A 20,785-nucleotide genomic window follows, 5' to 3' on the forward strand; every position below is an offset into this window, starting at 1 on the left:
GGTACTTCTGAACGATGAGCGATTCGACGGAATATGACCTGGTTGTCATCGGCTCCGGCCCGGGCGGGCAGAAGGCGGCAATCGCGGCCGCCAAGCTGGGTAAACGAGTGGCCATGGTCGAGAAGGGGAACATGCTCGGGGGAGTGTGTGTCAATACCGGCACCATTCCGTCGAAGACGTTGCGGGAGGCGGTTCTCTATCTGACCGGCATGAATCAGCGCGAACTGTACGGCGCGAGCTACCGGGTGAAGGGAAACATCACACCGGCGGATCTGTTGGCTCGAACGCAGCATGTCATCACCAAGGAGATCGAGGTGGTGAGATCACAACTCTTGCGTAACCGCGTCGAACTGCTGGTCGGGGTCGGGTCATTTGTCGACGCGCACACCATCCTCGTCGAGGATGCTTCGCGCGGCGACAAGATGACGATTACCGCGAAGTTCGTCGTGATCGCCACGGGCACACTGCCTGCGCGTCCGGCGGGCGTCTCGTTCGACAGCCACCGAGTTCTCGATTCCGACGGAATCCTGAATCTGACGTCCATTCCCGGCACCGTGGTCGTGGTCGGCGCTGGTGTGATCGGAATCGAATACGCGTCGATGTTCGCCGCGCTCGGCACCAAGGTCACCGTCGTGGAGAAACGAACCTCGATGCTGGACTTCTGCGACCCTGAGATCATCGAATCGCTTCGGTATCACTTGCGGGATCTGGCGGTGACGTTTCGATTCGGTGAGGAGGTGACTGCCGTCGACGTCGGCGCCAACGGAACTCTCACCACGTTGGGTAGCGGCAAGCAGATTCCAGCCGAAACCGTCATGTATTCGGCTGGGCGTCAAGGTCTTACCGCGCCTCTGGCATTGGAGAATGCCGGACTCGAGGCCGACGACCGCGGCCGAATTTACGTGGACGAGAATTTCCGCACCAAGGTCGAGCACATTTACGCCGTCGGCGATGTCATCGGATTCCCTGCTCTTGCAGCCACTTCCATGGATCAGGGTCGACTGGCGGCGTATCACGCGTTCGAAGAACCTGGCGCGAAGTTGATGGATTTGCAGCCTATCGGCATCTACTCGATTCCCGAGGTGTCATATGTCGGCGCAACCGAGGTCGACTTGACCGAGGAATCGGTGCCGTACGAGGTCGGGGTGTCGCGCTACCGCGAACTTGCCCGCGGTCAGATCGCCGGCGACTCATACGGAATGCTGAAAATTCTGGTATCCACGGACGACCTCAAGTTGCTCGGGGTTCACATCTTCGGTTCGGGAGCAACAGATCTCGTCCACATCGGACAGGCGGTCATGGGGTGCGGCGGTACCGTGGAATACCTTGTGGATGCGGTCTTCAACTACCCGACGCTGTCTGAGGCGTACAAGGTTGCTGCCCTCGACGTGATGAACAAGATCAGGGCCCTCAAGCAGTTCCAGTAGACAATGATGTCAGGTGGCGGTGAAGGCGGTTGATCGACGGATTCCCGATCGTGCGCCGGCCTTCGAGCCGCACTCTGCTCGGAGTAGTGCCGTAGTAAGCCTCGAAGGCTCGTACGAAGTGCGGTTTTGACGTGAATCCCCAACGGCGAGAGATATCTTCGACGGACGCGTCGGCGGAATCCGGTGTCGTCAGTTCGCGGTACGCATGTTCTAGTCGCTTACGGCGGATCACCTGCGCAATCCCACCGTCGTCGTTGAACGCACGGTAGAGCTGCGCCCGGGAGACTGCCAGTGCAACGCAGATTGTCGTAGGGCTGAGCCAACTCTCGCCGAGATGATCGAGAATGTACACCAGGGCGCGCGCTCGAAGATCCTCCGGAGGTGCTCGAAGTTGTTGCTCGGGTGCAACGTGCCCCACACTGGCTTTCAGCAGCGATTCGACAACGTTTTCGTACTGCGCCGCGCCAGCGAAGTCGAGGTGTGGGAGTGCGTCCGAGATCGACTGCAGGCACTGCGAGAAAACTACCGCGGGCATGCCCGTCAGGACGGTGCCGTGCAAGGAGCGACCGTGCGACGAGGCCTCGACGAGTGCACGCGGCACAACCAGACTGATCGTGCGGGCAGTGCGCTGTGAGTGTGTCCGGACGCTCGCGCGAAGCGGTTTGCCTAAATCGACAAACGAGACCTCGTTCGTCCGGACGAGAAAGTCGACACCGTCGGCGTCGCCGCCCATCGCGCCGGCGGTCCACGCCTGGACCACGTAGTGATCGTCCAGTTCGCTTTCCGTGATCAGTCGACGGTTTCGTACGTAGTTCTGACTGTTGACGGTGGTCTCGCCGATCAGTGACGTCCCGGTGGCAGTACCCGAGATCGTCCCGTGAAGTGGGACATCTCGGCCGGCGCGTTCGGTGACGTAGAAGGGCCGAGTCGCTGCTCGCCAGTAGTCGTCACGGTCCGCCGCGTCCACAAATCCCGTGGATATGTCAATCCGGGGCTCAATCATGGGCACGCGGGGGATGTTATGTGAAATAGGCCAGGTCAGGGGCGCTTTCCGGAAAATAGCAGAGATAAGTGATCGGCGCCACAATGCGAGACAAAACGGGCATGAAATGGAGACGCTTCGCATTCACACTGCGGTGGACATGGGCCTATGGTCGAGACTATGCGCGGATCTGTGTGGAATTTCTGCTCGGGCCGGGGGTTTGCCTCCCGGTTTCGGGGCGTGCCCGCAGTAGGGCTCGCGTAGTGCCCGGATCGAAGTCGGACCCGATCGACCGCAAGCCCAGAAGTCGTGTCTCCGTGCGCCGCAGGCTGCTGGGGGCCGCGTCGTCGACGCCCCGTGCTCGACTCGTCAAGCTGATGCAATCGCCGTCGGGATTGACTGTTCTCGACGCTCCCCGTGGGTTTGGTAAAACCGCACTCGCCGGGTTGTGGTTGTCGGCCCCGGCTCCATTGCCGAATCGGCCGGTGGTGTGGGTGCCTGCGCCTGATGCGCCCACAAATCACATCGACTACTGGGACAAGGCACTGACCGTCATTCAGGATTCCTGCGAGGCAGTTCCGAGGCTCGCGGATAATCACGCGTACCCCGAACGCAAGATGCGCGAGTATCTTGCGGCATCGACGGTGCCGTTCGTGGTGGTGTTCAACCGGGTGGATCTGATCGAGGGGCATGGCCTCGGTGAGCGGCTCACTGCCCTGATCGACGACGTGCCGGGATTGAAAATAATTGTCACACTGCAAGATCGAGCATCCGTGGAGGTCCTGGACAACGTCCGCATCGAGGAGAGCCTGACCGTAGACGATTTGCGATACACACCGGACGAAGCAGTGGCACTGTTTTCCGGAGCCGGTATTGCCGTGCCTGCCGATGTTGTCCACTCGATCTGCGGGCGGTTGGCGGGTGTACCCGCGCTGATGAAGGTGGCTGTGGATGTCGTGAGCGGGCTTCCGGAGCGCTCCCGTAGCCGCGAGATAATTATGCAGCGCATCGATCTGGCGCTCTACGGCTACACAAAGCGCCAGGTGCCTCCGAAGGCTGCGCGTACCGAGTTGTCGAATTTCACGCTTCGAATCGCTGCGGCGCGGACTGTTACCGTGGCAACAGCGCAGTTGTTGGTCCCGGGGGTCGACGTTGCCCCGCTGATGAATCGGCTCGAATCGTCCGCCTTGTTGTTCCGCGACCGGCATCGGGAGAATTGGTATTTTCCTCCTGCCGTTCGTGAAGCGCTGATGAGGATCGACGACGAAACCGGCGGTGCTTCCAGGGAGCGGTTGCTCCTACTGTCGCGGTATTGCCTCGACCACGGTGATATCGCCGATGCGGTCCACTACGCAATCGACGCGCAGGACTGGTCGGAGGTCGCTGCCATTCTCAGCCGGCACTGGGCGGATCTCCTGGTAGCGCATTCCGGGTTGCTCCGAAAAGCTATGTGGTCCATGCCGGAAGAGATCATGTCGGCAAGTCGTTCCATGCAGGTCGGGCGCGACATGCTGGAGTTCCGGTTGCGTACACCCTCCGTGGATCTCGACACCTACAACACGGAGTCCTCGGAACTTGCGGACGTCGCTGCGATGACCGACGTGCTCGCCCAACTGAACAGCGGAACGGTTCAAGTTATCGTGTTGCGCGCATCGGGAGAGCACGGGCGATCAGCCGACGTCGCACGCACTCTCGTCGATATCGCGGACTATCTGGATGTCGGCCGGATCGACGAGTTCAGAAGTCAGCTACCAGCTCTGCGTCTGATCTGGGGTGTCGCATTTCAACTTGTCGGCAATGTCGACGACGCAGCCACACAATTGGCGATCGCATACCAGGATGCGCTTCACAGCGGTCCACGTTTTGTTGCGCGACATTCAGCCGGCAATGCGGCGCTCAATGAGGTTCTGCGCGGCAGACTTTCGGAGGCGTCGCAATGGCTTCTCGCGGAAGGGGTAGAACCCGACGTTCCCGGGTGGCTGGGACCGCCGTCCCATATCGGCGGCGCAATCGCCCGGCTCTTGATTGCGTTGGATACGTTGGATCTTTCCGCGGCTGCTGCGGCGATCGAGATTCTCGACGGTATCTCGCCGGCTGGCGACGTGTGGGCCTTCGAAGCGTATGCCCGGACGCGGTGGGCATTGGCTCGGCGCGATCCTTTCGCGGGGCTGGTCACTCTTCAACGCGCCGGCGCCGCAAACGAACCGCCCGTCAACTGTGGCGTCTCGAGCGGTGCCGCAATGCTGAGCGCCGCGCGCATCGATTTGCTCCTCGCCGCCGGTGAAGGCGCCAAGGCAATTGGCGAGGCTGCGGTTCTCGGGGACCACTTGCCGATAGTGCAGGTCTCGGCGGCACGTGCCTACTTTCTGACGGGGAACCCTGAGCGAGCCCTGCAACTATGCCGGGCAATCGACTGGAGCGCAGATTTCTATCCCAGGGTGCATACCGAGGCGAAACTGGTAGAAACCGCGGCATATCACAGTTTGGGCGAGTGGTCGGATGCCGGCGATTCCTGGTCCAGGGCTTGTGAATTGGTCGAGCGCACCGGTGCTCTTTCCGCGTTCTCGACAATTCCGCGACGAGTGATCGAGGATCTCGAAACGCGCGCACCATCACGTAGCAGCTCTGTTGTCGCTTTTCTCGAATCCGAAGCGGTAGAGATGTATCCCCCGACAATCGAACGCCTGGTCCTCAGCAGGCGTGAGGCAGAAGTGCTCCGCGGATTGTCGGACGGACTGCCCATCGCCGATATCGCCCGGAAGCTCTTTGTCACCCAGAACACGATGAAAAGTCACATTCGGCGGTTGTACCGAAAGCTCGGTGTCCATTCGCGTGACGAGGCTGTTGCCGCGGCACACCGGCTATCCTTGCTCGGCGCAGAACCGGTGCGCCAACGGTTCTCACCGTAGATTGGTCTCCGCGTACACGGTCATCGCGTCGCGGATCAGCTCTGCCGTACCCGGACCGTGGACGTCGTAGTTGGCGCGGAATCGTGGATCGTCGACGTACATCTGTCCCAGTCCGATAAATGCGTCGGCGCTGGGAGTCTTTCCCTGCCAACCGGTTTTGACCCAGGTGAACTGGCGGTGGGTGATGGCCTGGACGGTGTCGGATTCGGGTCCGAGCCCGTCTGCTGCGGCTTTGCCGAACGCCGCGGCGATGTCTTTGTGCGCGTTCAGGTGAGACGTCTTCTCCTGCTCGGACATCGAGCGCCACCACTTGTCGCTGCTGGTGTATACGTCGCTACCCCACCGTTCGATCACCTCGTCTTTGTATTGAGCGTGGTCGAAGCCGTCGAATACTTCTTCAGGCATGAGTGGTAGTCCTTTCTCGGTTTTTCTCAATGTTGTTGTCACCGAATCGATCTGGCGACAAATCCGGGCGCGTTCTTGTTCGAGCAGTTCGAGGTGAGTGTGCAGGGCGGTTGTTGTGTCTCGTTCGCCGCCCAGAATCTCCGCTATGACCGGCAGTCCTAGGCCGAGTTCACGCAGCAGCAGGATTCGCTGAAGCCGAACCAGTGCTGTGTCGTCGTAGAAGCGGTATCCACCTGCTCCCGTTCGATGGGGTTTCAGTAGTCCCAGGTCGCCGTAGTGGCGCAGGGTTCTGCTGGTGGTTCCCGCAGCTTTGGCAAGCTCTTGGATGGACCATTCGGTCACTGTTTTCCACTCCCTTCCTCTATCGGTGCGCTGTATCCATTGTGTAAGTTGACGTAACGTCAAGGTCAAGGGGAATTTTGCACCTGATTTCCGCGGTCGTCACGAACGCGTCTCCAGCTGACCGATTCGATGAACTAACCAGGGTGATCCAGCTCACTTGATGATCGTATTGAATAGTTCAAGCGCCCTCTGTTGACGCTTTCTCATACCTCGATAACGATCACCTGAACAGAACGAAATGTGCTGAAGACAGGAACGGTGGTCACGATGACTGAACTGGTGTCGGGCGTAGCCCAGACCAAGCCCTATGACCTCGACGATCGGTACCGGTCGGGATCGGGTCCGGTGTTGCTGACCGGTGTTCAGGCAATCGCTCGCGGATTCGTCGAACAGCATGTCCGCGACATCCGCGCAGGCAAGCGGATCGCCACCTTTGTCTCCGGGTACCAGGGCAGTCCCCTCGGCGGAGTGGACAAGATGCTCCACGGGATGCCCAAGGTGCTCGCCGAGCACGACATCACCTTCATACCGGGCTTCAACGAGGAACTTGCGGCCACCGCGGTGTGGGGTAGCCAAACAGACCTTCCTGCAGGAACCGCGACCCACGACGGCGTGACCGGCATCTGGTACGGCAAGGGGCCCGGTGTCGACCGCGCTACCGATACCATCCGCCACGCGAACATGTACGGCGTCAACCCCAGGGGCGGCGTCGTGCTTCTGGTGGGCGACGATCCTGCATCCAAATCGTCGACCGTACCCGCAGTGAGTGAGCGCTCCCTCGCAGCAATGGGCGTGCCGGTTCTGTTCCCCCGCAACGCCGAAGAAATCATCACGATGGGCATGCACGCGGTGGCGCTGTCCCGCGCATCCGGTTGTGTTGTGGCCCTGAAGATCGTTGCCGACGTAGCGGACGGCGCGTGGACGGTTGACGGCAGCATCGCCGACTTCGACATCGTGGTGCCCGAGGTGCAGTTCGAGGGCAAGCCATTTGTCTACAAGCAGCGTCAGATGGCGGCGCCGCCGGACAGCGTCATCGCAGAAGCCGACCTGTACGGACCCCGGTGGGATCTGGTGCAGGCCTACGGTGCCGCGAACAATCTTGATGTGATCGAGGTTGATCCGTCAGGTGCCAAGATCGGAATTGCCGCTACCGGAACCACATTCGACTCCGTACGTCAGGCTCTGACAGACCTGGGTGTCGACGACGCAGCCCTGCATCGTGCGGGAATTCGGCTGCTCCGTATCGGTATGCCGTACCCGGTGGTGGGGGAGTCGGTGCGAGAGTTCGCAACCGGACTCGAGCAGATCATCGTGGTCGAGGACAAGACGGCATTCATCGAGGCTCAGATTCGAGAGATCCTCTACGGAATCGATGATGCGCCTCGCATCATCGGTAAGCGCGACGGCCAGGGCCGTCTGCTCATGCCCGCGAGTGGTGAGCTCACCGCAGGCCGGTTGCTCGCCCCGTTGCGCCGCGTACTCAAGCCGCACGTCGAGCTCAAGCGCACCCTCCCGGCTCCGCTGTCGCTGAACGTGCTCTCCGCCAAGCGCACCGCGTACTTCTGCAGTGGGTGCCCCCACAACCGTTCCACCGCAATCCCCGAGGGTTCCATCGGCGGCGGCGGAATCGGTTGCCACACACTCGTCACCATGTCCGGCCGTGAGGACAGCGCTGTCACCGGTTTGACGCAGATGGGCGGCGAGGGCAGCCAGTGGATCGGGCAGGCACCGTTCACCGACGTGCCTCACCTGTTCCAGAACATCGGCGACGGCACCTTCTTCCATTCCGGTCAATTGGCTGTTCAGGCGTGCATCGCTGCAGGCGTGAACATCACCTACAAGTTGCTCTACAACGAGGTAGTGGCGATGACCGGTGCGCAGGACGCAGAAGGTGCCCTCTCCGTTGCTCAACTCAGCCACAAGCTGACCACCGAGGGCGTCAAGCAGATCATCATCTGTGCGGACGATCCGGGCCGGCACAGCAAGCGTGCCCTGGCCAAGGGCACCAAACTCTGGCACCGCGATCGTCTCGACGAAGCTCAGAAGGAACTTCGCGAGATCAAGGGCGTCACGGTCCTGATCTACGACCAGCACTGTGCGGCCGACGCGCGGCGTCAGCGCAAGCGTGGCACGTTGCCCACCCGCAACACTCGCGTCGTCATCAACGAAGCGGTGTGCGAAGGCTGTGGCGACTGCGGAGTGAAGTCGAATTGCCTGTCTGTTCAGCCGGTGGACACCGAGTACGGTCGCAAGACGAAGATCGACCAGACGTCGTGCAACACCGACTACACCTGCATGGACGGCGATTGCCCTTCGTTCGTGACCGTCGAACTGGTTCCCGGAAAGAAGGCTCCCAAGGCCGCTCGTCCGGTCCCGCCAGTGGTCGCAGATCCTGATCTGGGCCCGCTCACCACAACCCAGAATGTTTTCCTCGCGGGTATCGGCGGTACCGGCATCGTCACCGTCAACCAGGTGCTGGCAACAGCAGCGCTGCGCGCCGGCCTCGAGGTCGAGAGCCTTGACCAGATCGGTCTCAGTCAGAAAGCCGGACCCGTTGTCTCCCACTTGCGTTTCAGTTCCGGAGCGCTCGAGCCGTCCAACCGGCTCACCCCGGGTAGTGCGGATTGCATCGTTGCCTTCGACCTGCTGACCGCGACCGACAACAAGAACCTCGATTACGGCAACCACGAGTCGACCATCTCCATCGCCTCGACGTCGCAGACGCCGACCGGAGACATGGTCTACGACAAGGATGTTCGCTACCCGGAGGAGTCCTCCCTCTTGGCTCGCCTTGACAAGGTCTCGCGGACGCTGCGTTCGTTCGATGCACTTGCCGCGGCCCAGGAGTTGTTCGGTAACACGGCAGCAGCCAACTTCCTGCTCATCGGTGCGGCTTACCAAAGCGGGGGACTTCGTCTTCCGGCTGAGGCCATCGAAGAGGCGATCGGCATCAACGGTGTTGCGGTGGAAGCAAATATCGCCGCATTCCGCTGGGGCCGCGCGGCAATTGCCGACACGATTGCGTTCGAGGCCGTCACGACGCCTGCCAAGTCCGTCCGCACACCGGTCGTCGCACCGGCACACATGTTCGCCGGGACAACCTTGGCTGGTGAAACCCTGCGACTGGTGGAACTGCGTGCTGCGCAGTTGATCGAGTTCCAGTCCGTCAAGGTCGCTGCGCGGTACATCGATCAGGTTCAGGCAGTGTGGACCGCAGAGCGGGCCGCCACCGAACGCACCGACTTCAGTGAAGCGGTCGCCCGTGGCCTGTTCAAGTTCACCGCGTACAAGGACGAGTACGAAGTTGCTCGCATGCTGGTCGATCCCGCCTTCATCGACGAGGTCAAGTCCCAGGTGCCTGCGGGTGAGAACCTGACATACAAGCTGCACCCGCCGATCCTCAAGGTGATGGGTCGTAAGAAGAAGATCGGGTTCGGGCCGAAGTCGCATGTCGCGCTGAAGGTTCTGGCGAAGGGCAAGAAACTCCGCGGCACCAAGCTCGATCCGTTCGGCTACATGCACGTCCGCAAGGTCGAGCGTGAACTGCTCGACCAGTACGAGACCATCGTCGCGGATCTGTCCCGCGCCTTGGGCGCCGAAGGTTACGACCGCGCCGTCGACATCGCGGCTCTCCCGGACATGGTTCGTGGTTACGAGGACGTCAAGCTCGGCAACGTCGAACTGTACAAGGCGCGCCTGCGTGAGTTGGGTGTCAACGGCTAACTCGGTACGAGGGATGACTGTGCCCCAGCGACATTGTCGCTGGGGCACAGTTGTGTTCCAGCGATATTGCCAATGAATCTTGACCTTGACGCTACGTCATGGTTGACACTGTGTTCATGCGAATAGGACGCCTAGCGGAGGCTGCTCAGACCACACCGAGGACTGTGCGGCACTACCATCGGCTCGGATTGCTCGCGTAACCCGTCCGGCGGGCAAACGGGTACCGCGAGTACACGATGGATGACGTCGTACGGTTGGTCCGCATTCGCTGGTTGGCCGAGCGGGGTGTTCCGTTGGGTTCGATAGCGGCGTTGTTCGCCGCAGACACCTCGGGAGAAGGGGTGAGCGATACCGTTGCCGATCTCCGAGCGTTGATCGGGGCAGTGGAAGTCGAACAGGCAAAACTGGCGCGTCGGCATGTCGGACTGACGTCGATGCTCGCGGACGCCGAGAGCGGCCGCACTGTGTCTGCCTTGCCTACGGACGTTGCGTCAGCTCTGACCGAGGCCGTCGATACCGCGTTTTCGCCGGGAGTGCAGCGCGCGCTCGAGCGTGAACGAGATCTTCTCGAGGTGCTGCCAATGACGGGAAGTGCTCCCGAGCAGTTTTTACACTCCTATGCGTCGGTGATCGCGGATGACGAGAAGCGTTCCCGTTACCTCGCGTCGCTGTCGGACTGGTCGAGTATCGAAGGGAAGGAGCCGGTTTCGGTCGAGAGCGCGATTGAGCAGCTCGCCTGCAGCATCCTGGCCCAATTCGACGAGCAGACAATTGCGGACCTGAGGGCCCAGTCCAACGTCGGGCTAGGCATGCCCGTCTCGCTCGACGATGTTGTTCCGGACCCGGCGCAACGTGAGGTAGTACTGCGGGTTCAGCGCGCGCTCGTGGCGCGAATAGCCGACGAAGGTGAGGGGCGATGACATTCTCGAACACAAAACTTGGGGCGTTGTGGCTCTGGATTCGTGGCCGTGACGCAGTTGTGGAGCAAGGCGCCGTCGTTGTTCGATCCAGCGGTGGATCATTGGTTCTTCCTGTCGCTTTCGGCGTTGCCACCGTCATCGAAATGGCGGTGCTGCACATTCTTGTGCCATGGATGTGGCTCAGTGTGATTCTTGCAGCGGCATCCGTGTGGTCGTTGGTGGTGCTGTTCGGCTACCTGGCTCTGCATCGGGTTCATCCACATTTCGTGACGGACACACGGTTCGTGGTGCGACAATCCGGAACAGTTGTCGTTTCGATCGACCGAGAGTCTATGGCGTCGGCGGCATGTGTGCGTCGATTCGACACAACAACACCGGAGTTAGAAGGCAGTCGGTTGACGTTGCCGAATCTCGACGGAACCAACGTCGATGTGGTTCTGCGACAACCGATCCACGTCGAACTTCCGGCGTTGATCCCGCGATACCGCCGGAGCGGATTTGTCGACAGGATCAGCCTGTACGTCGACGAACCCGCCGATCTGGTGGGAATTTTGTCGAAGGTGCTGTGAATGCAGTTGGGCTACTAAGGGTTTTGCGCGGAATTGGCGTAGCGAACCGACCCGGCAACAACAGTCATGGCGATCTCAGTGGTGAGGAGTGAGTCGGCACCTTCTGTGAACGGATCTTGTTTCAATACGACAAAATCGGCAGCTTTGCCCCGAACCAGTTGGCCGGTCACGTTTTCCCACCGACACGAGTAGGCCGCGTCCCGAGTGGCGTGTGCGAGAGCTTCCGCGAGAGGAAGTGCGTACTGCGGGAGGTTGGGTGGCAGTGACGGGTCGATGGCAGACATGCGAGTGGTGGCGATGAACATGTTAGGCAGCGGTGGGTGAGGCGCAGTCGGCGCGTCCGATCCCAAGGCGAGAACCGCACCGGCCTCGGTGAATTCGGGCCACGGGTAGGCACGATTCACACGGTAGTCGCCGAGCATTGCACGCCAGTTTTCTTGAATAGCAGGATCCGCATGAACTGGTTGCATGGAGGCGACCACACCGAGTCGGGCAAGGCGCTCGACGTTGTCTCGGGTGATCGACTCCAGGTGTTCCATCCGATGCCGCCGGGGAATATCCCCGTTGGTGGCTATCGCGTATTCGAGTGCAGTCAAACCGATCTCGGACGCCTCGTCGCCGATAGCATGCATGGCGATTTGCAGGCCTGCAGCGTCAGCGGCGGTTACGACGGGGATCAATGACTCCAGGTCCCAGATGGGCTCGGCGTTGGTACCGTCCGAGTACGGCTCTTTCATTGCAGCAGTGCAGCTGTCGATCACACCGTCGATGATGATCTTGATGCCCGCGACGGCGAGCCACGGACCTTGGATGCGATCGTGCAACTCGATGACGTCGTGAACTTGCCTGACGTTATCGGCGTCGTTGTCCTCACGCGTCATCAGCCAATGTGCAGCGACCCGCAACGGCAGCGTTCCGTTCCCCGCGTCCAATGCTCTTTCCAGACAAGATAATTCGTCCGGGCCGAGCGCCATGTCCACTGCGCCGGTTACGCCGTCTTCGAGATAACGGCGGAACGCGAGCGCCAGGGCAATGTCCCGGTCCTCGTCGGTTGCGAGTTCAGCCAGCTTCGGCCACACGTAGAGCATCACCGCGGTCTCGTACAGCATTCCGGTTGCTTCTCCGGTGCTCGGGTCTCGATCGATGCGACCACCGATCGGGTCGGGCGTGTCGGCATCGATGCCAAGTTCTCGTAGCGCCGCGCTGTTCACCCAGACAGAATGTAGATCGTTGGCATCGAGGTACACCGGACGGTCGGGCACGACGGCGTCGATCATTTCCCGCGTCGGGTGTTGCCCACCGAGTGCCGAGAACAGCCAACTGCGTCCAAGCAGACGAGGTGCATCGGGGTTCGATTCCGAGAAGGTGCGGATGCTGGTCTGGATATCGGCAATACTGGTGGCGTCGAGCAAATCGAGCTTCTGCAGTGAGAATCCCATCATGATCAAATGGGTATGCGCGTCGACAAAACCGGGAAGTACAACGGCGCCTTGGAGATCGACCACTTCGGCGTCAGGGGCAAGGATTTCCGCGAACTCGGACTCTCCCGAGAAAATGAGCTGCTGATCCTTGACGACCAGCGATTCGGCCCAGCCGCCCTCGGCGGCAGTGAAAATCTTCCCGTTGCGGTAGTGAGTGATGCGCTCATTCATGACTTTTCGTGATCCTTACGCGATGACGGCGGTGGTGACAGCGGCGCTGTGGTGACGATACGCACCCTCGGTGCGCGCGGACAGGCGAGATACCAAGGCGAGCGGGACCAGCAGAAGGAAGTTGATGGAGGCGATTCGTCGAGTATGGGGAGCGGCGCGTCGACCACTAAGTCTAGCGAATTTGATTCGTTAAATGTGTGTTTTGCGTGAATTTGGCGTCGCCGGTCTGTTTCTTGTTGTGAGGCATATGCTTCCGCAATGGCTGAGCTTGCCGAACGAACCCGCTACTTCGAGCGCTACGTCACTTTTATCGACGCGATCGTTGCCATCGCGATCACGCTGCTCGTTCTACCGTTGGTCGAACTAACCACCGACCACCATGGCACCACGTCCGAATTACTGCACGAGAACGCTGCACAGTTCTACTCCTTCGCGCTGAGCTTTCTGGTGATCTTCCGGCTGTGGTGGTCGCAGCATCGGCTGCTTCGTTTTGTGATCGACGCAGACAAGGTGGTTGTGCGCGGATTGGGGCTGTGGGTGCTGACCATCGTGTTCTTGCCCTTCCCGACGGCGTTGGTGGCGGCGCCGTCGCAGGATCTGGGAACCAGGGCTCTCTACATCGGGACGATGGCCGCCAGCGCTGCGTTCCTGGCAGTGGTCGCGTGGGGTCTGGTCCGCAAGCCGTCGTTGAGTGAGGAGGGTGCCAAACCGAATTTCACGGCCGAGATTGTCACTTTCCTGATACTGGTGGTGGCACTGCTCGTCAGTGTGCTCGTTCCGGCGACGTCGTATTTCCCGTTGTTCCTTCTCCTGCTCTCGTCGCCGATCGAGAAGCTGTGGGATCGAGTACAAACGAGAAACCCCGCTTAGGCTCGCCCTCGTGGAACCAGACCTTGACTACACGATGCCCGGACCGTTAACCGGACTCGACGGGGTGGATGTGCCGTCGCTCGAGCTGCTCGCCGTCGATCCCGTGGACATTTGCCGAGTAGTTCCCTACCTGGTCGTCCAACCCACCGATGCGCAGTCGCTGAATCTGTCCGCGGACAGATTCGACGAAAACCAGATCCGACCGGCAAACGTTCTGTTTCAACGGCTACTCGCACTGGATGCAGCTCCGTTGACCACTGCCCGGGAACCAGGCAAACGGGTCGTCGGAACCTGTCGGCACTTTGCTGTGATGAGTTGTGCGCTGCTGCGTCACCGCGGTATTGCCGCTCGTGTCCGCTGTGGCTTTGCCACTTACTTCCAGCCCGGGCAGGGCGTCGACCATTGGATCACCGAGTATCGGGACGATGACCGCGGACGTTGGATCCGCATCGACTCGGAGATCCTGGGGCAGAACATACTTCCTCACGCACATGACCTGCAGCCAGCAGAGTTCCTCAGCGGCGGCGAGGCATGGGTTGCGTATCGGCGCGGCGAGATCGACGCATCCCAATTCGGGGTGTACGGAACCGAGAACTGGGGGCCGGCCGAGATCCGTGGCAACGCTGTGAAGGATCTGGCCGCAGTGAACAAGGTCGAAACCCTGCCTTGGGACGAGTGGGGCCGCATGACCGACGCCTACGACGGAAAGACCGGTGCGGAGTACGACCTGCTGCTCGACGAGATCGCCGGAGTCTGCGCTTCCGACGATCCCATCGCCATGCGGGCACTTTACGACCACAAGGATTTGCGGGTACCGGACAGTCTGATTTGTTAATCATCTCGCGCGAGCGGTCCCGCGCGCCGAATGTGCGCCCGCGCGGATGATCGAGCGCGCGTCCGCACAATCGCCCTGCGGCGTCGTCGGTCCAGCGGGAATCTCAAGTTTGCTTCCGCTGTTGAAAGAAATCCAAGCCCGCGGGAATTGATCGGCCTCCGAGCACGTTACTTGAGTCAAGAACGCTCAACTTACTATTAGGAGGCTTCGGAATGCCAGCATTCTTCGGGCCCGAGGGTCCCGGTCGCATCGACCTTTCCCGGCTCATGAGCAGGGCCACCCAGCAACTCATGGCTGAGGCTGCTCGCGCAGCGTCTGCTCGCGGTGATTCGGATCTCGATGCACTGCACGTTCTCCGCGTCATGGCGGAGCAGGACCCGGTCCGCACGCTCATGCAGCGCGCCGGGGCCGACCCGAAAGCCGTGGTCGAGGCAATCGACCAGCGGCTCCCACAAGGTCGTGAGCAGGGTGGCTTCACTGCGCCCGTGCTCAGTAGCGCCGTAAAAACAGCATTACTCGAGGCACATCAGTTGGCTCGGGCACTGGGATCGACCTACATCGACCCCGAACACCTCTTCATCGCGTTGGCCGGCGACATGGATCACGTTCCCGGTCGTCTGCTCGCTTCCGCCGGTGTGACGCCGGAGAAGTTGCAGAACGCCGTTCGGAATCCCAATGCGCCTGCCGAGGAAAGTGACTCCGACACTCCGATGCTCGACAAGTTCGGGGTGGACCTCACCGATCGCGCCCGAAACGGCGGCGTCGATCCGGTGATCGGCCGCGCCGACGAGATCGAACAGACCATCGAGATTCTCTCGCGTCGCACCAAGAACAACCCTGTTCTGGTGGGCGAAGCCGGTGTCGGTAAGACCGCCATCGTGGAGGGTCTGGCTCAGCGCATCGTCGACGGTGAAGTACCGGACTCGTTGGTGGGCAAGAGAATTGTCCAGCTCGAACTGTCCAGCATGGTCTCGGGCACTCGGTACCGCGGTGACTTCGAGGAACGCCTCACCAAGGTCATCGACGAGATCACCGCCAACAAGGACGAGCTGATCGTGTTCATCGACGAGATGCACACCATTGCAGGTGCCGGCGGCGGCGCCGAAGGTGCGATGGATGCCGGAAACATCCTCAAGCCCAAGCTCGCTCGCGGTGAATTGCACATCGTCGGTGCCACCACGCTCGACGAATACCGCAAGCACATCGAGAAGGATCCGGCTCTCGAGCGTCGCTTCCAGCCTGTTCAGGTGGGGGAGCCGTCGATCGAGGACGCTATCGCGATCTTGAGTGGCTTGCGTAGTCGCTACGAGGATCACCACAAGGTGCACTACACCGACGAGGCGATCACGGCTGCGGTGGAACTGTCGGCTCGCTACATCGGCGACAGGTTCTTGCCGGACAAGGCAATCGACTTGATCGACCAGGCCGGCGCCCGGCTTCGTTTGAAGACGGCCACCGTGGACACCGCCGCTCTGCAGCAACGTCTCGAGCAGCTCGAGAGCGACAAGGAGAAAGCCGTCGCCGACGAGTTGTACGAGAAGGCGTCGCAGCTGCGTGACGAGATCAACAATGTCACACAGCGTCTCGAAAAGGCGGGGACCCAGGCTCCCGTTGCGGAGGAAACACCGGACGTGACTGCGGAGCAGATTGCCGAAGTCGTCGCTCGCGCAACGGGTATCCCGGCCAGCCAGATGACTCAGGCAGAGAAGGATCGCCTGCGTCGGCTGGAAGAGGAACTGCACAGTCGGGTGGTCGGTCAGGACGATGCTGTGCGCGCAATTGCACGCGCAGTACGTCGCAGCCGTACCGGTATGAGCGACCCGAATCGCCCCGTCGGTAGCTTCCTGTTCCTCGGACCCACCGGTGTCGGTAAGACAGAGCTCGCAAAAGCTTTGGCTGCCACACTCTTCGGTGACGAGAACAAGATGCTGCGCTTCGACATGAGTGAGTTCGGCGAGAGGCACACGGTCAGCAGGTTGGTCGGTGCACCTCCCGGATACGTCGGCTACGGCGAGGCCGGACAGCTCACGGAACAGGTGCGTCGTAACCCGTACTCGGTGATCCTGCTCGACGAGATCGAGAAGGCACACCCGGACGTGTTCAACACCTTGCTCCAAGTGCTCGACGACGGACGTCTGACCGACGGCCAGGGTCGCACGGTGGACTTCAAGAACACCGTCGTGATCATGACCAGCAACCTCGGCTCGGACATCATTTCGAGCAAGTCCGGTGGACTCGGCTTCATCACCGGTGACGCAGAGTCGGCTGAGAAGCCGCTGCGTGATCGTGTGATGGCCCGGCTGCGCGAGTCGATGCGACCTGAGTTCCTCAACCGTATCGACGAGATCGTGATCTTCCGTAAGCTCGACACCGAGCAATTGCACCGGATCACGGACCTGCTGCTCGAGGACAGTCGTAAGCGGTTGCAGTCCAAGGGTATCGAGATCGAGTTCACAGCTGACGCCGTGGATTGGATTGCCGAGCACGGTCACCAGCCCGAGTTCGGGGCCCGGCCGCTTCGCCGCTCCATCCAGCGGGTTGTCGACGACAAGATCGCCGACATGCTGCTCGACGATCTCCTCGTAGAGGGCGGCAGCATCACCGTCGCGGTTGACGAGGGTGAGTTGGTGTTCAGCTAGGGCCTTCGCCCCCCGTGCGCCTTTCCGGTAGTGGACGCTACCGGAAAGGCGCACAGTCGTGTAGCGCCAAGAATCTCCGCTGCCAGCGCGTCGTTGTGCCGGAAGAACCCCGCATTGGTGCGCGGACGGGGGAAGGCCGCAGACCAGTTGTGGCCGGCAACCCAAGGTCCGACAGCGAATCGACGGGGATGGACTGTGTTGTCGGCGCGGCAGATTCGCGACGTCCCGTCCACGGCCAGCTTTGCTGCGCTGTCAACGGTGGCCCGTAGTTCAACCGCCTCGCCGCGCCGGTGCAGGGAACGCAGCAGTGCGTCGCCGCTTGCACTGATGGAGGCAACGGGCAAGCGCGCTTCGATGAGGGTGCGCGTAGCCACGATGTCGGTATGGGACGCGCTGCGCGCGACAAACAATCCGTCTCCGGTCGACGGATCTATCTCGGTGGAGAAAACGGTGTCGGGGCCCAGGAACTGCACTATGCCTGCTTCATTGAGTGCCAGCAGTTGTTCGAGTCGCTCCGGCGGCGGACCACTGGCGATGAAGCTGAAGAAGGAATGCAGCCAGCCCTCGACGTCCTTGGCGACAGATTCCGCCGGAATTCGGCCACGGCGCAACAACTCTCCAGGTCGATTCGGTCTTCCGCTTTCGGCACGGCGTTCTCGATCAATTCGTCCAGGCGCGGCGATCCCCAACTCAGTGAGGCAAATTCGGAGTCGAACTCTTCCCACGTGCCCACGGTCCGTTCCGGATGTGCAGAAAACAGTTCGTAATAGTGCGCGCCCGCCAGTTCCTTCGAGGCCAACGGCCAGATATCTTCGTGGAAGTTCAGTGGGCCATCGCCAGGCACCAGATCTGCGGTGAAGAACCTCGGTAGCGGCGGCCGAGCGTCTTCAATCGAGTACGAAATCTTGGAGTGGTAGGGAACTCCTCGACGTGATCCCGCGTACAGAAGTGGTTCCCTCCCTGACGGCGAGTACACGAGGTTGCCGTTGTCGGCTCGTTCGAAGACACCACCGCGACTCTCTGCCAGGAGCACCATCCAGTCGATGAACGCCAGCCCGAGGCCCGCGATCAGCACCGGGTCACCTTCGGCAATGACATCGGCGTCGAGGTCTGCGGTGTATCCGGGACCGACGTAGGTCAACCCGTGCTCGGCGGAGAAGTCGCTCAGTTGAATCTCCCGTGGGGCGGCCAACGCGTCCGGATGCCCCTGGGCCAGTAAGACAATCGTTGCTTCTATCACGTCACCGTTGTCGAGACGGACGAATTGCGAACCGTGTACGTCGTCGATTTCGATCACCGATCGGCGACGAATCCGAACGACGACGTGCGGCGGTGCAGAGTCGACAGCCGACTGGAACACCCAGTGCAAATATCGGCTTTGCAAGGATCTCGACGCAAACGAGGTTGGTGCGACGGTCGGAATCTCGTCGGCAATTTCGGGAAATGAACCAAGTTCTTCAGTGTTCTCGGCGACCCATTCGGCCAGAGTTGGACCCGGCACGATCGGACCGTCGACGATTGTGGTGCTGTCGGTGAACATCGTGACGTCGGCGGTGGTGGAGTTCATCCACAGCAGAGGGGCCTGGCTGCCACGCCAGATACGTCCGGCGCCAGGTGGATACGGGTCGACCACGTGAATCTCGAGTGGCGTCGGGTCTGCGTTTACCGCTTCTTGCGCGAGGATGCGTTCGAGAACGCCGGTACCGCGCGGGCCGCCGCCGACGATCACGATGACTGCAGCATCGCCCACAGACGTACGGGGTCGGTCGGCGTCCACAAATCCTCCATCGGACCTGGCAGAAAGCACCCACACCTCGGTAGAGGGGGTTGCTGCGACGTCAGGGAGCCAGGACTCTCGATCGCTCGAAGATGGTGAGCCCTATTTTTATCCGTTAAGGATGATGTGGCAAGGAATTTCGGACATCGGATCAGCGTGAATCAAACTGTTGTGACGATCATTCCTGCGGATAGGGTAGATGGCTGCTGCTGTTCTGGCTCACCGATACCGGTCGGCCCAACTGAGGGAACGCGCGTTGAGCGCACGACGGTCGGTCGCACACCTTGCATCCTGCTCCGATCGGAACGATCGTGGCCGGGTCGTCCGTCTGGATGCCGCGTGAATAGACCATGCGGTCGGCGTAGGTGATGTCGCAACCAAGTCCGATGGCAAAATTACGCTCGGGGGCAAGATATCCCAACCCGCCGCTGTGAGTCGTGCGCGCAATCCACAGATACGTTCGCCCGTCCGGCATCGTTGCGACCTGAGTCAGGATGCGGCCCGGGCTGGCAAATGCTTCGTGTACCACCCACAGTGGGCAGCTACCGCCTACCCGTGAGAAGTGGAATGCTGTGGCGGACTGACGCTTCGATATATTTCCGGCGCGGTCGGTGCGGACGAAGAAAAACGGGATACCTCGCTGGCCGTGTCGCTGCAGAGTGGACAGGCGATGGCAGATCGTCTCGAACCCGACTTCGAACTTCAGGCTCAGAAGTTCGATATCGTATCGCAAGGTCTCGGCGGAGTTCAGGAATACGCTGTAGGGGAGTAATAGCGCACCGGCAAAGTAGTGGGCCAGCCCGACGCGCGCGAGAGCAGCGGACTCCGCGGTTAGCGACTCATCTTCTGCCGCAATGGAATCAATGAGTTCTTCCTGTGTGAAGAAGGCCAACTGCATCGCGATCTGGAATGCGCGTTGCCCGGCGGAGAGGCGGCGGGCCAGGGTGAGAATTGATTTGTCGGCGTCGTAGAACCGTTTGGGCCCCAACTTGTCCGGCTCGTCAGTGCGGATGCGGACTGTGACGCCATGCTGATCGCGCAACAGTCGAGCCAGCTGAAGATCGAGTGCTCCGATGGTCAATTTGTTGTCGACAAACAGCTTTTCCGCGGCGTCGTCGAGGGCTGCGATGTGATTGCGGCGATCGTAGAAGAAGTCGCGAACCTCTTCGTACGGCATGGGCATCAGGGCGGTCTCGGGTACTGCATCACCGGACAATTGTGTCGAGAATTGATCGAGTTGCTCCGTAGCGGCATGCAATCGTCTGTGCAGCATCACCAACGTACGTCCGACGGCCGGCATCCGGGCTACCAACTCGTCCACTTCGGCCAGGGATACCTCACCGGATTCCGATGTCTCGGCGAGAGCTTCGTGGACATCGGCAACCAGACGCGCATCGGAGTCCGACGCGAAGAACTGGACATCGAGGTCGAATTCGGAATTGAGTTTCAACAGAACCGGGACGGTCAGCGGGCGTTGATCGTTCTCGAGTTGATTGACGTAACTCGGGGAGAGTTCGAGCACCTTGGCGAGTGCGGACTGTGACAGGTTGCGTTCGTCGCGGAGGCGTCGTAGACGGGCACCCGCATACATCTTTTTCATCGAATCTCCTCGGTACTGATGAAAGATCACACTACCGAGGCGAAGTTCGCAACGTTCGCAACTTTGCAAGGTCGCTGTTGCACAAATCGGCATATGCAAGCCCTTTTGTGGGGTCCTCCGCGCTGCGTAGCGTGC

General features: G+C 60.9%; 13 protein-coding genes and 1 pseudogene. 8 read left to right on the forward strand and 6 right to left on the reverse strand.

Features of this window, described 5'->3' with window-relative positions:
• The first annotated feature begins 14 nt into the window (after nucleotides 1-14).
• A complete protein-coding gene (gene sthA / locus RG2_RS17220; RefSeq protein ID WP_033234012.1) occupies nucleotides 15-1,427 on the forward strand; it encodes a Si-specific NAD(P)(+) transhydrogenase in 1,413 nt (470 codons plus the stop codon).
• On the opposite strand, the gene RG2_RS17225 is transcribed toward sthA, so the two are convergent.
• Entirely contained in the window at nucleotides 1,411-2,430 is a 1,020-nt protein-coding gene (locus tag RG2_RS17225; protein ID WP_033234013.1) for a helix-turn-helix domain-containing protein, read from the reverse strand. The two genes, sthA and RG2_RS17225, sit on opposite strands and share 17 nt — an antisense overlap.
• Before the next feature lie 242 nt (nucleotides 2,431-2,672).
• Between RG2_RS17225 and RG2_RS17230 the strand changes: the two genes are divergently transcribed.
• Entirely contained in the window at nucleotides 2,673-5,318 is a 2,646-nt protein-coding gene (locus RG2_RS17230) for a helix-turn-helix transcriptional regulator (protein WP_051730464.1), read from the forward strand.
• Here the strand turns inward: RG2_RS17230 and RG2_RS17235 are convergent.
• Nucleotides 5,310-6,065: a MerR family transcriptional regulator gene (locus RG2_RS17235; protein WP_033234014.1), complete on the reverse strand. Its 756-nt coding sequence runs from the start codon at nucleotides 6,063-6,065 to the stop codon at nucleotides 5,310-5,312. The two genes, RG2_RS17230 and RG2_RS17235, sit on opposite strands and share 9 nt — an antisense overlap.
• 267 nt (nucleotides 6,066-6,332) lie before the next feature.
• On the opposite strand from RG2_RS17235, the gene RG2_RS17240 reads away from it, so the two are divergent.
• The 3 genes and pseudogenes from RG2_RS17240 (at nucleotide 6,333) to RG2_RS17250 (ending at nucleotide 11,277) form a co-directional block, all read left to right on the forward strand.
• Nucleotides 6,333-9,788 (forward strand): indolepyruvate ferredoxin oxidoreductase family protein, encoded by a 3,456-nt coding sequence (locus tag RG2_RS17240; protein ID WP_033234350.1) that lies wholly within the window; start codon nucleotides 6,333-6,335, stop codon nucleotides 9,786-9,788.
• Nucleotides 9,789-9,904: 116 nt separating this feature from the next.
• Nucleotides 9,905-10,708, forward strand: a pseudogene (locus tag RG2_RS17245) (MerR family transcriptional regulator).
• Nucleotides 10,705-11,277, forward strand: coding sequence for a hypothetical protein (locus RG2_RS17250; RefSeq protein WP_051730465.1), 573 nt, complete (start codon nucleotides 10,705-10,707; stop codon nucleotides 11,275-11,277). Before RG2_RS17245 ends, RG2_RS17250 begins: the two are co-directional and overlap by 4 nt.
• Before the next feature lie 14 nt (nucleotides 11,278-11,291).
• Here the strand turns inward: RG2_RS17250 and RG2_RS17255 are convergent, their stop codons facing one another.
• Complete coding sequence (locus RG2_RS17255) at nucleotides 11,292-12,929, reverse strand: amidohydrolase (RefSeq protein ID WP_033234015.1); 1,638 nt, start codon at nucleotides 12,927-12,929, stop codon at nucleotides 11,292-11,294.
• Nucleotides 12,930-13,187: 258 nt separating this feature from the next.
• Here RG2_RS17255 and RG2_RS17260 point away from each other — a divergent pair, with 258 nt between their 5' ends.
• From RG2_RS17260 to RG2_RS17270, 3 genes are all read left to right on the forward strand, one after another.
• Nucleotides 13,188-13,799, forward strand: coding sequence for a TMEM175 family protein (locus RG2_RS17260; protein WP_033234016.1), 612 nt, complete (start codon nucleotides 13,188-13,190; stop codon nucleotides 13,797-13,799).
• A gap of 10 nt (nucleotides 13,800-13,809) precedes the next feature.
• Nucleotides 13,810-14,634: a transglutaminase domain-containing protein gene (locus tag RG2_RS17265; RefSeq protein WP_106939826.1), complete on the forward strand. Its 825-nt coding sequence runs from the start codon at nucleotides 13,810-13,812 to the stop codon at nucleotides 14,632-14,634.
• Between the two features lie 212 nt (nucleotides 14,635-14,846).
• Nucleotides 14,847-17,273 carry an ATP-dependent Clp protease ATP-binding subunit gene (locus tag RG2_RS17270; RefSeq protein WP_033234017.1) on the forward strand — a complete coding sequence of 809 codons (2,427 nt, stop codon included), beginning with the start codon at nucleotides 14,847-14,849 and terminating at the stop codon, nucleotides 17,271-17,273.
• On the opposite strand, the gene RG2_RS32330 is transcribed toward RG2_RS17270, so the two are convergent.
• From RG2_RS32330 to RG2_RS17280, 3 genes are all read right to left on the reverse strand, one after another.
• The gene (locus RG2_RS32330; protein WP_230590117.1) at nucleotides 17,270-17,746 is read right to left on the reverse strand and encodes a hypothetical protein; all 477 of its coding nucleotides are present in this window, start codon (nucleotides 17,744-17,746) and stop codon (nucleotides 17,270-17,272) included. The genes RG2_RS17270 and RG2_RS32330 overlap by 4 nt on opposite strands.
• Nucleotides 17,746-19,050, reverse strand: coding sequence for an FAD/NAD(P)-binding protein (locus RG2_RS17275; RefSeq protein WP_230590118.1), 1,305 nt, complete (start codon nucleotides 19,048-19,050; stop codon nucleotides 17,746-17,748). Before RG2_RS17275 ends, RG2_RS32330 begins: the two co-directional genes overlap by 1 nt.
• A gap of 178 nt (nucleotides 19,051-19,228) precedes the next feature.
• The gene (locus RG2_RS17280; protein ID WP_033234353.1) at nucleotides 19,229-20,650 is read right to left on the reverse strand and encodes a short-chain fatty acyl-CoA regulator family protein; all 1,422 of its coding nucleotides are present in this window, start codon (nucleotides 20,648-20,650) and stop codon (nucleotides 19,229-19,231) included.
• Between the last annotated feature and the right edge of the window lie 135 nt (nucleotides 20,651-20,785).

It is taken from the genome of Rhodococcus globerulus NBRC 14531 (assembly GCF_001894805.1).
Classification (GTDB): domain Bacteria; phylum Actinomycetota; class Actinomycetes; order Mycobacteriales; family Mycobacteriaceae; genus Rhodococcus_F; species Rhodococcus_F globerula.

Bases quoted from the DNA above. Each gene is read 5' to 3' on its own strand.
- RG2_RS17280 (WP_033234353.1), bottom strand. From the start codon at position 20,650: ATGAAAAAGATGTATGCGGGTGCCCGTCTACGACGCCTCCGCGACGAA.
- RG2_RS17270 (WP_033234017.1), top strand. From the start codon at position 14,847: ATGCCAGCATTCTTCGGGCCCGAGGGTCCCGGTCGCATCGACCTTTCC.
- RG2_RS17255 (WP_033234015.1), bottom strand. From the start codon at position 12,929: ATGAATGAGCGCATCACTCACTACCGCAACGGGAAGATTTTCACTGCC.
- RG2_RS17225 (WP_033234013.1), bottom strand. From the start codon at position 2,430: ATGATTGAGCCCCGGATTGACATATCCACGGGATTTGTGGACGCGGCG.
- RG2_RS17250 (WP_051730465.1), top strand. From the start codon at position 10,705: ATGACATTCTCGAACACAAAACTTGGGGCGTTGTGGCTCTGGATTCGT.
- RG2_RS17240 (WP_033234350.1), top strand. From the start codon at position 6,333: ATGACTGAACTGGTGTCGGGCGTAGCCCAGACCAAGCCCTATGACCTC.
- RG2_RS17260 (WP_033234016.1), top strand. From the start codon at position 13,188: ATGGCTGAGCTTGCCGAACGAACCCGCTACTTCGAGCGCTACGTCACT.
- sthA (WP_033234012.1), top strand. From the start codon at position 15: ATGAGCGATTCGACGGAATATGACCTGGTTGTCATCGGCTCCGGCCCG.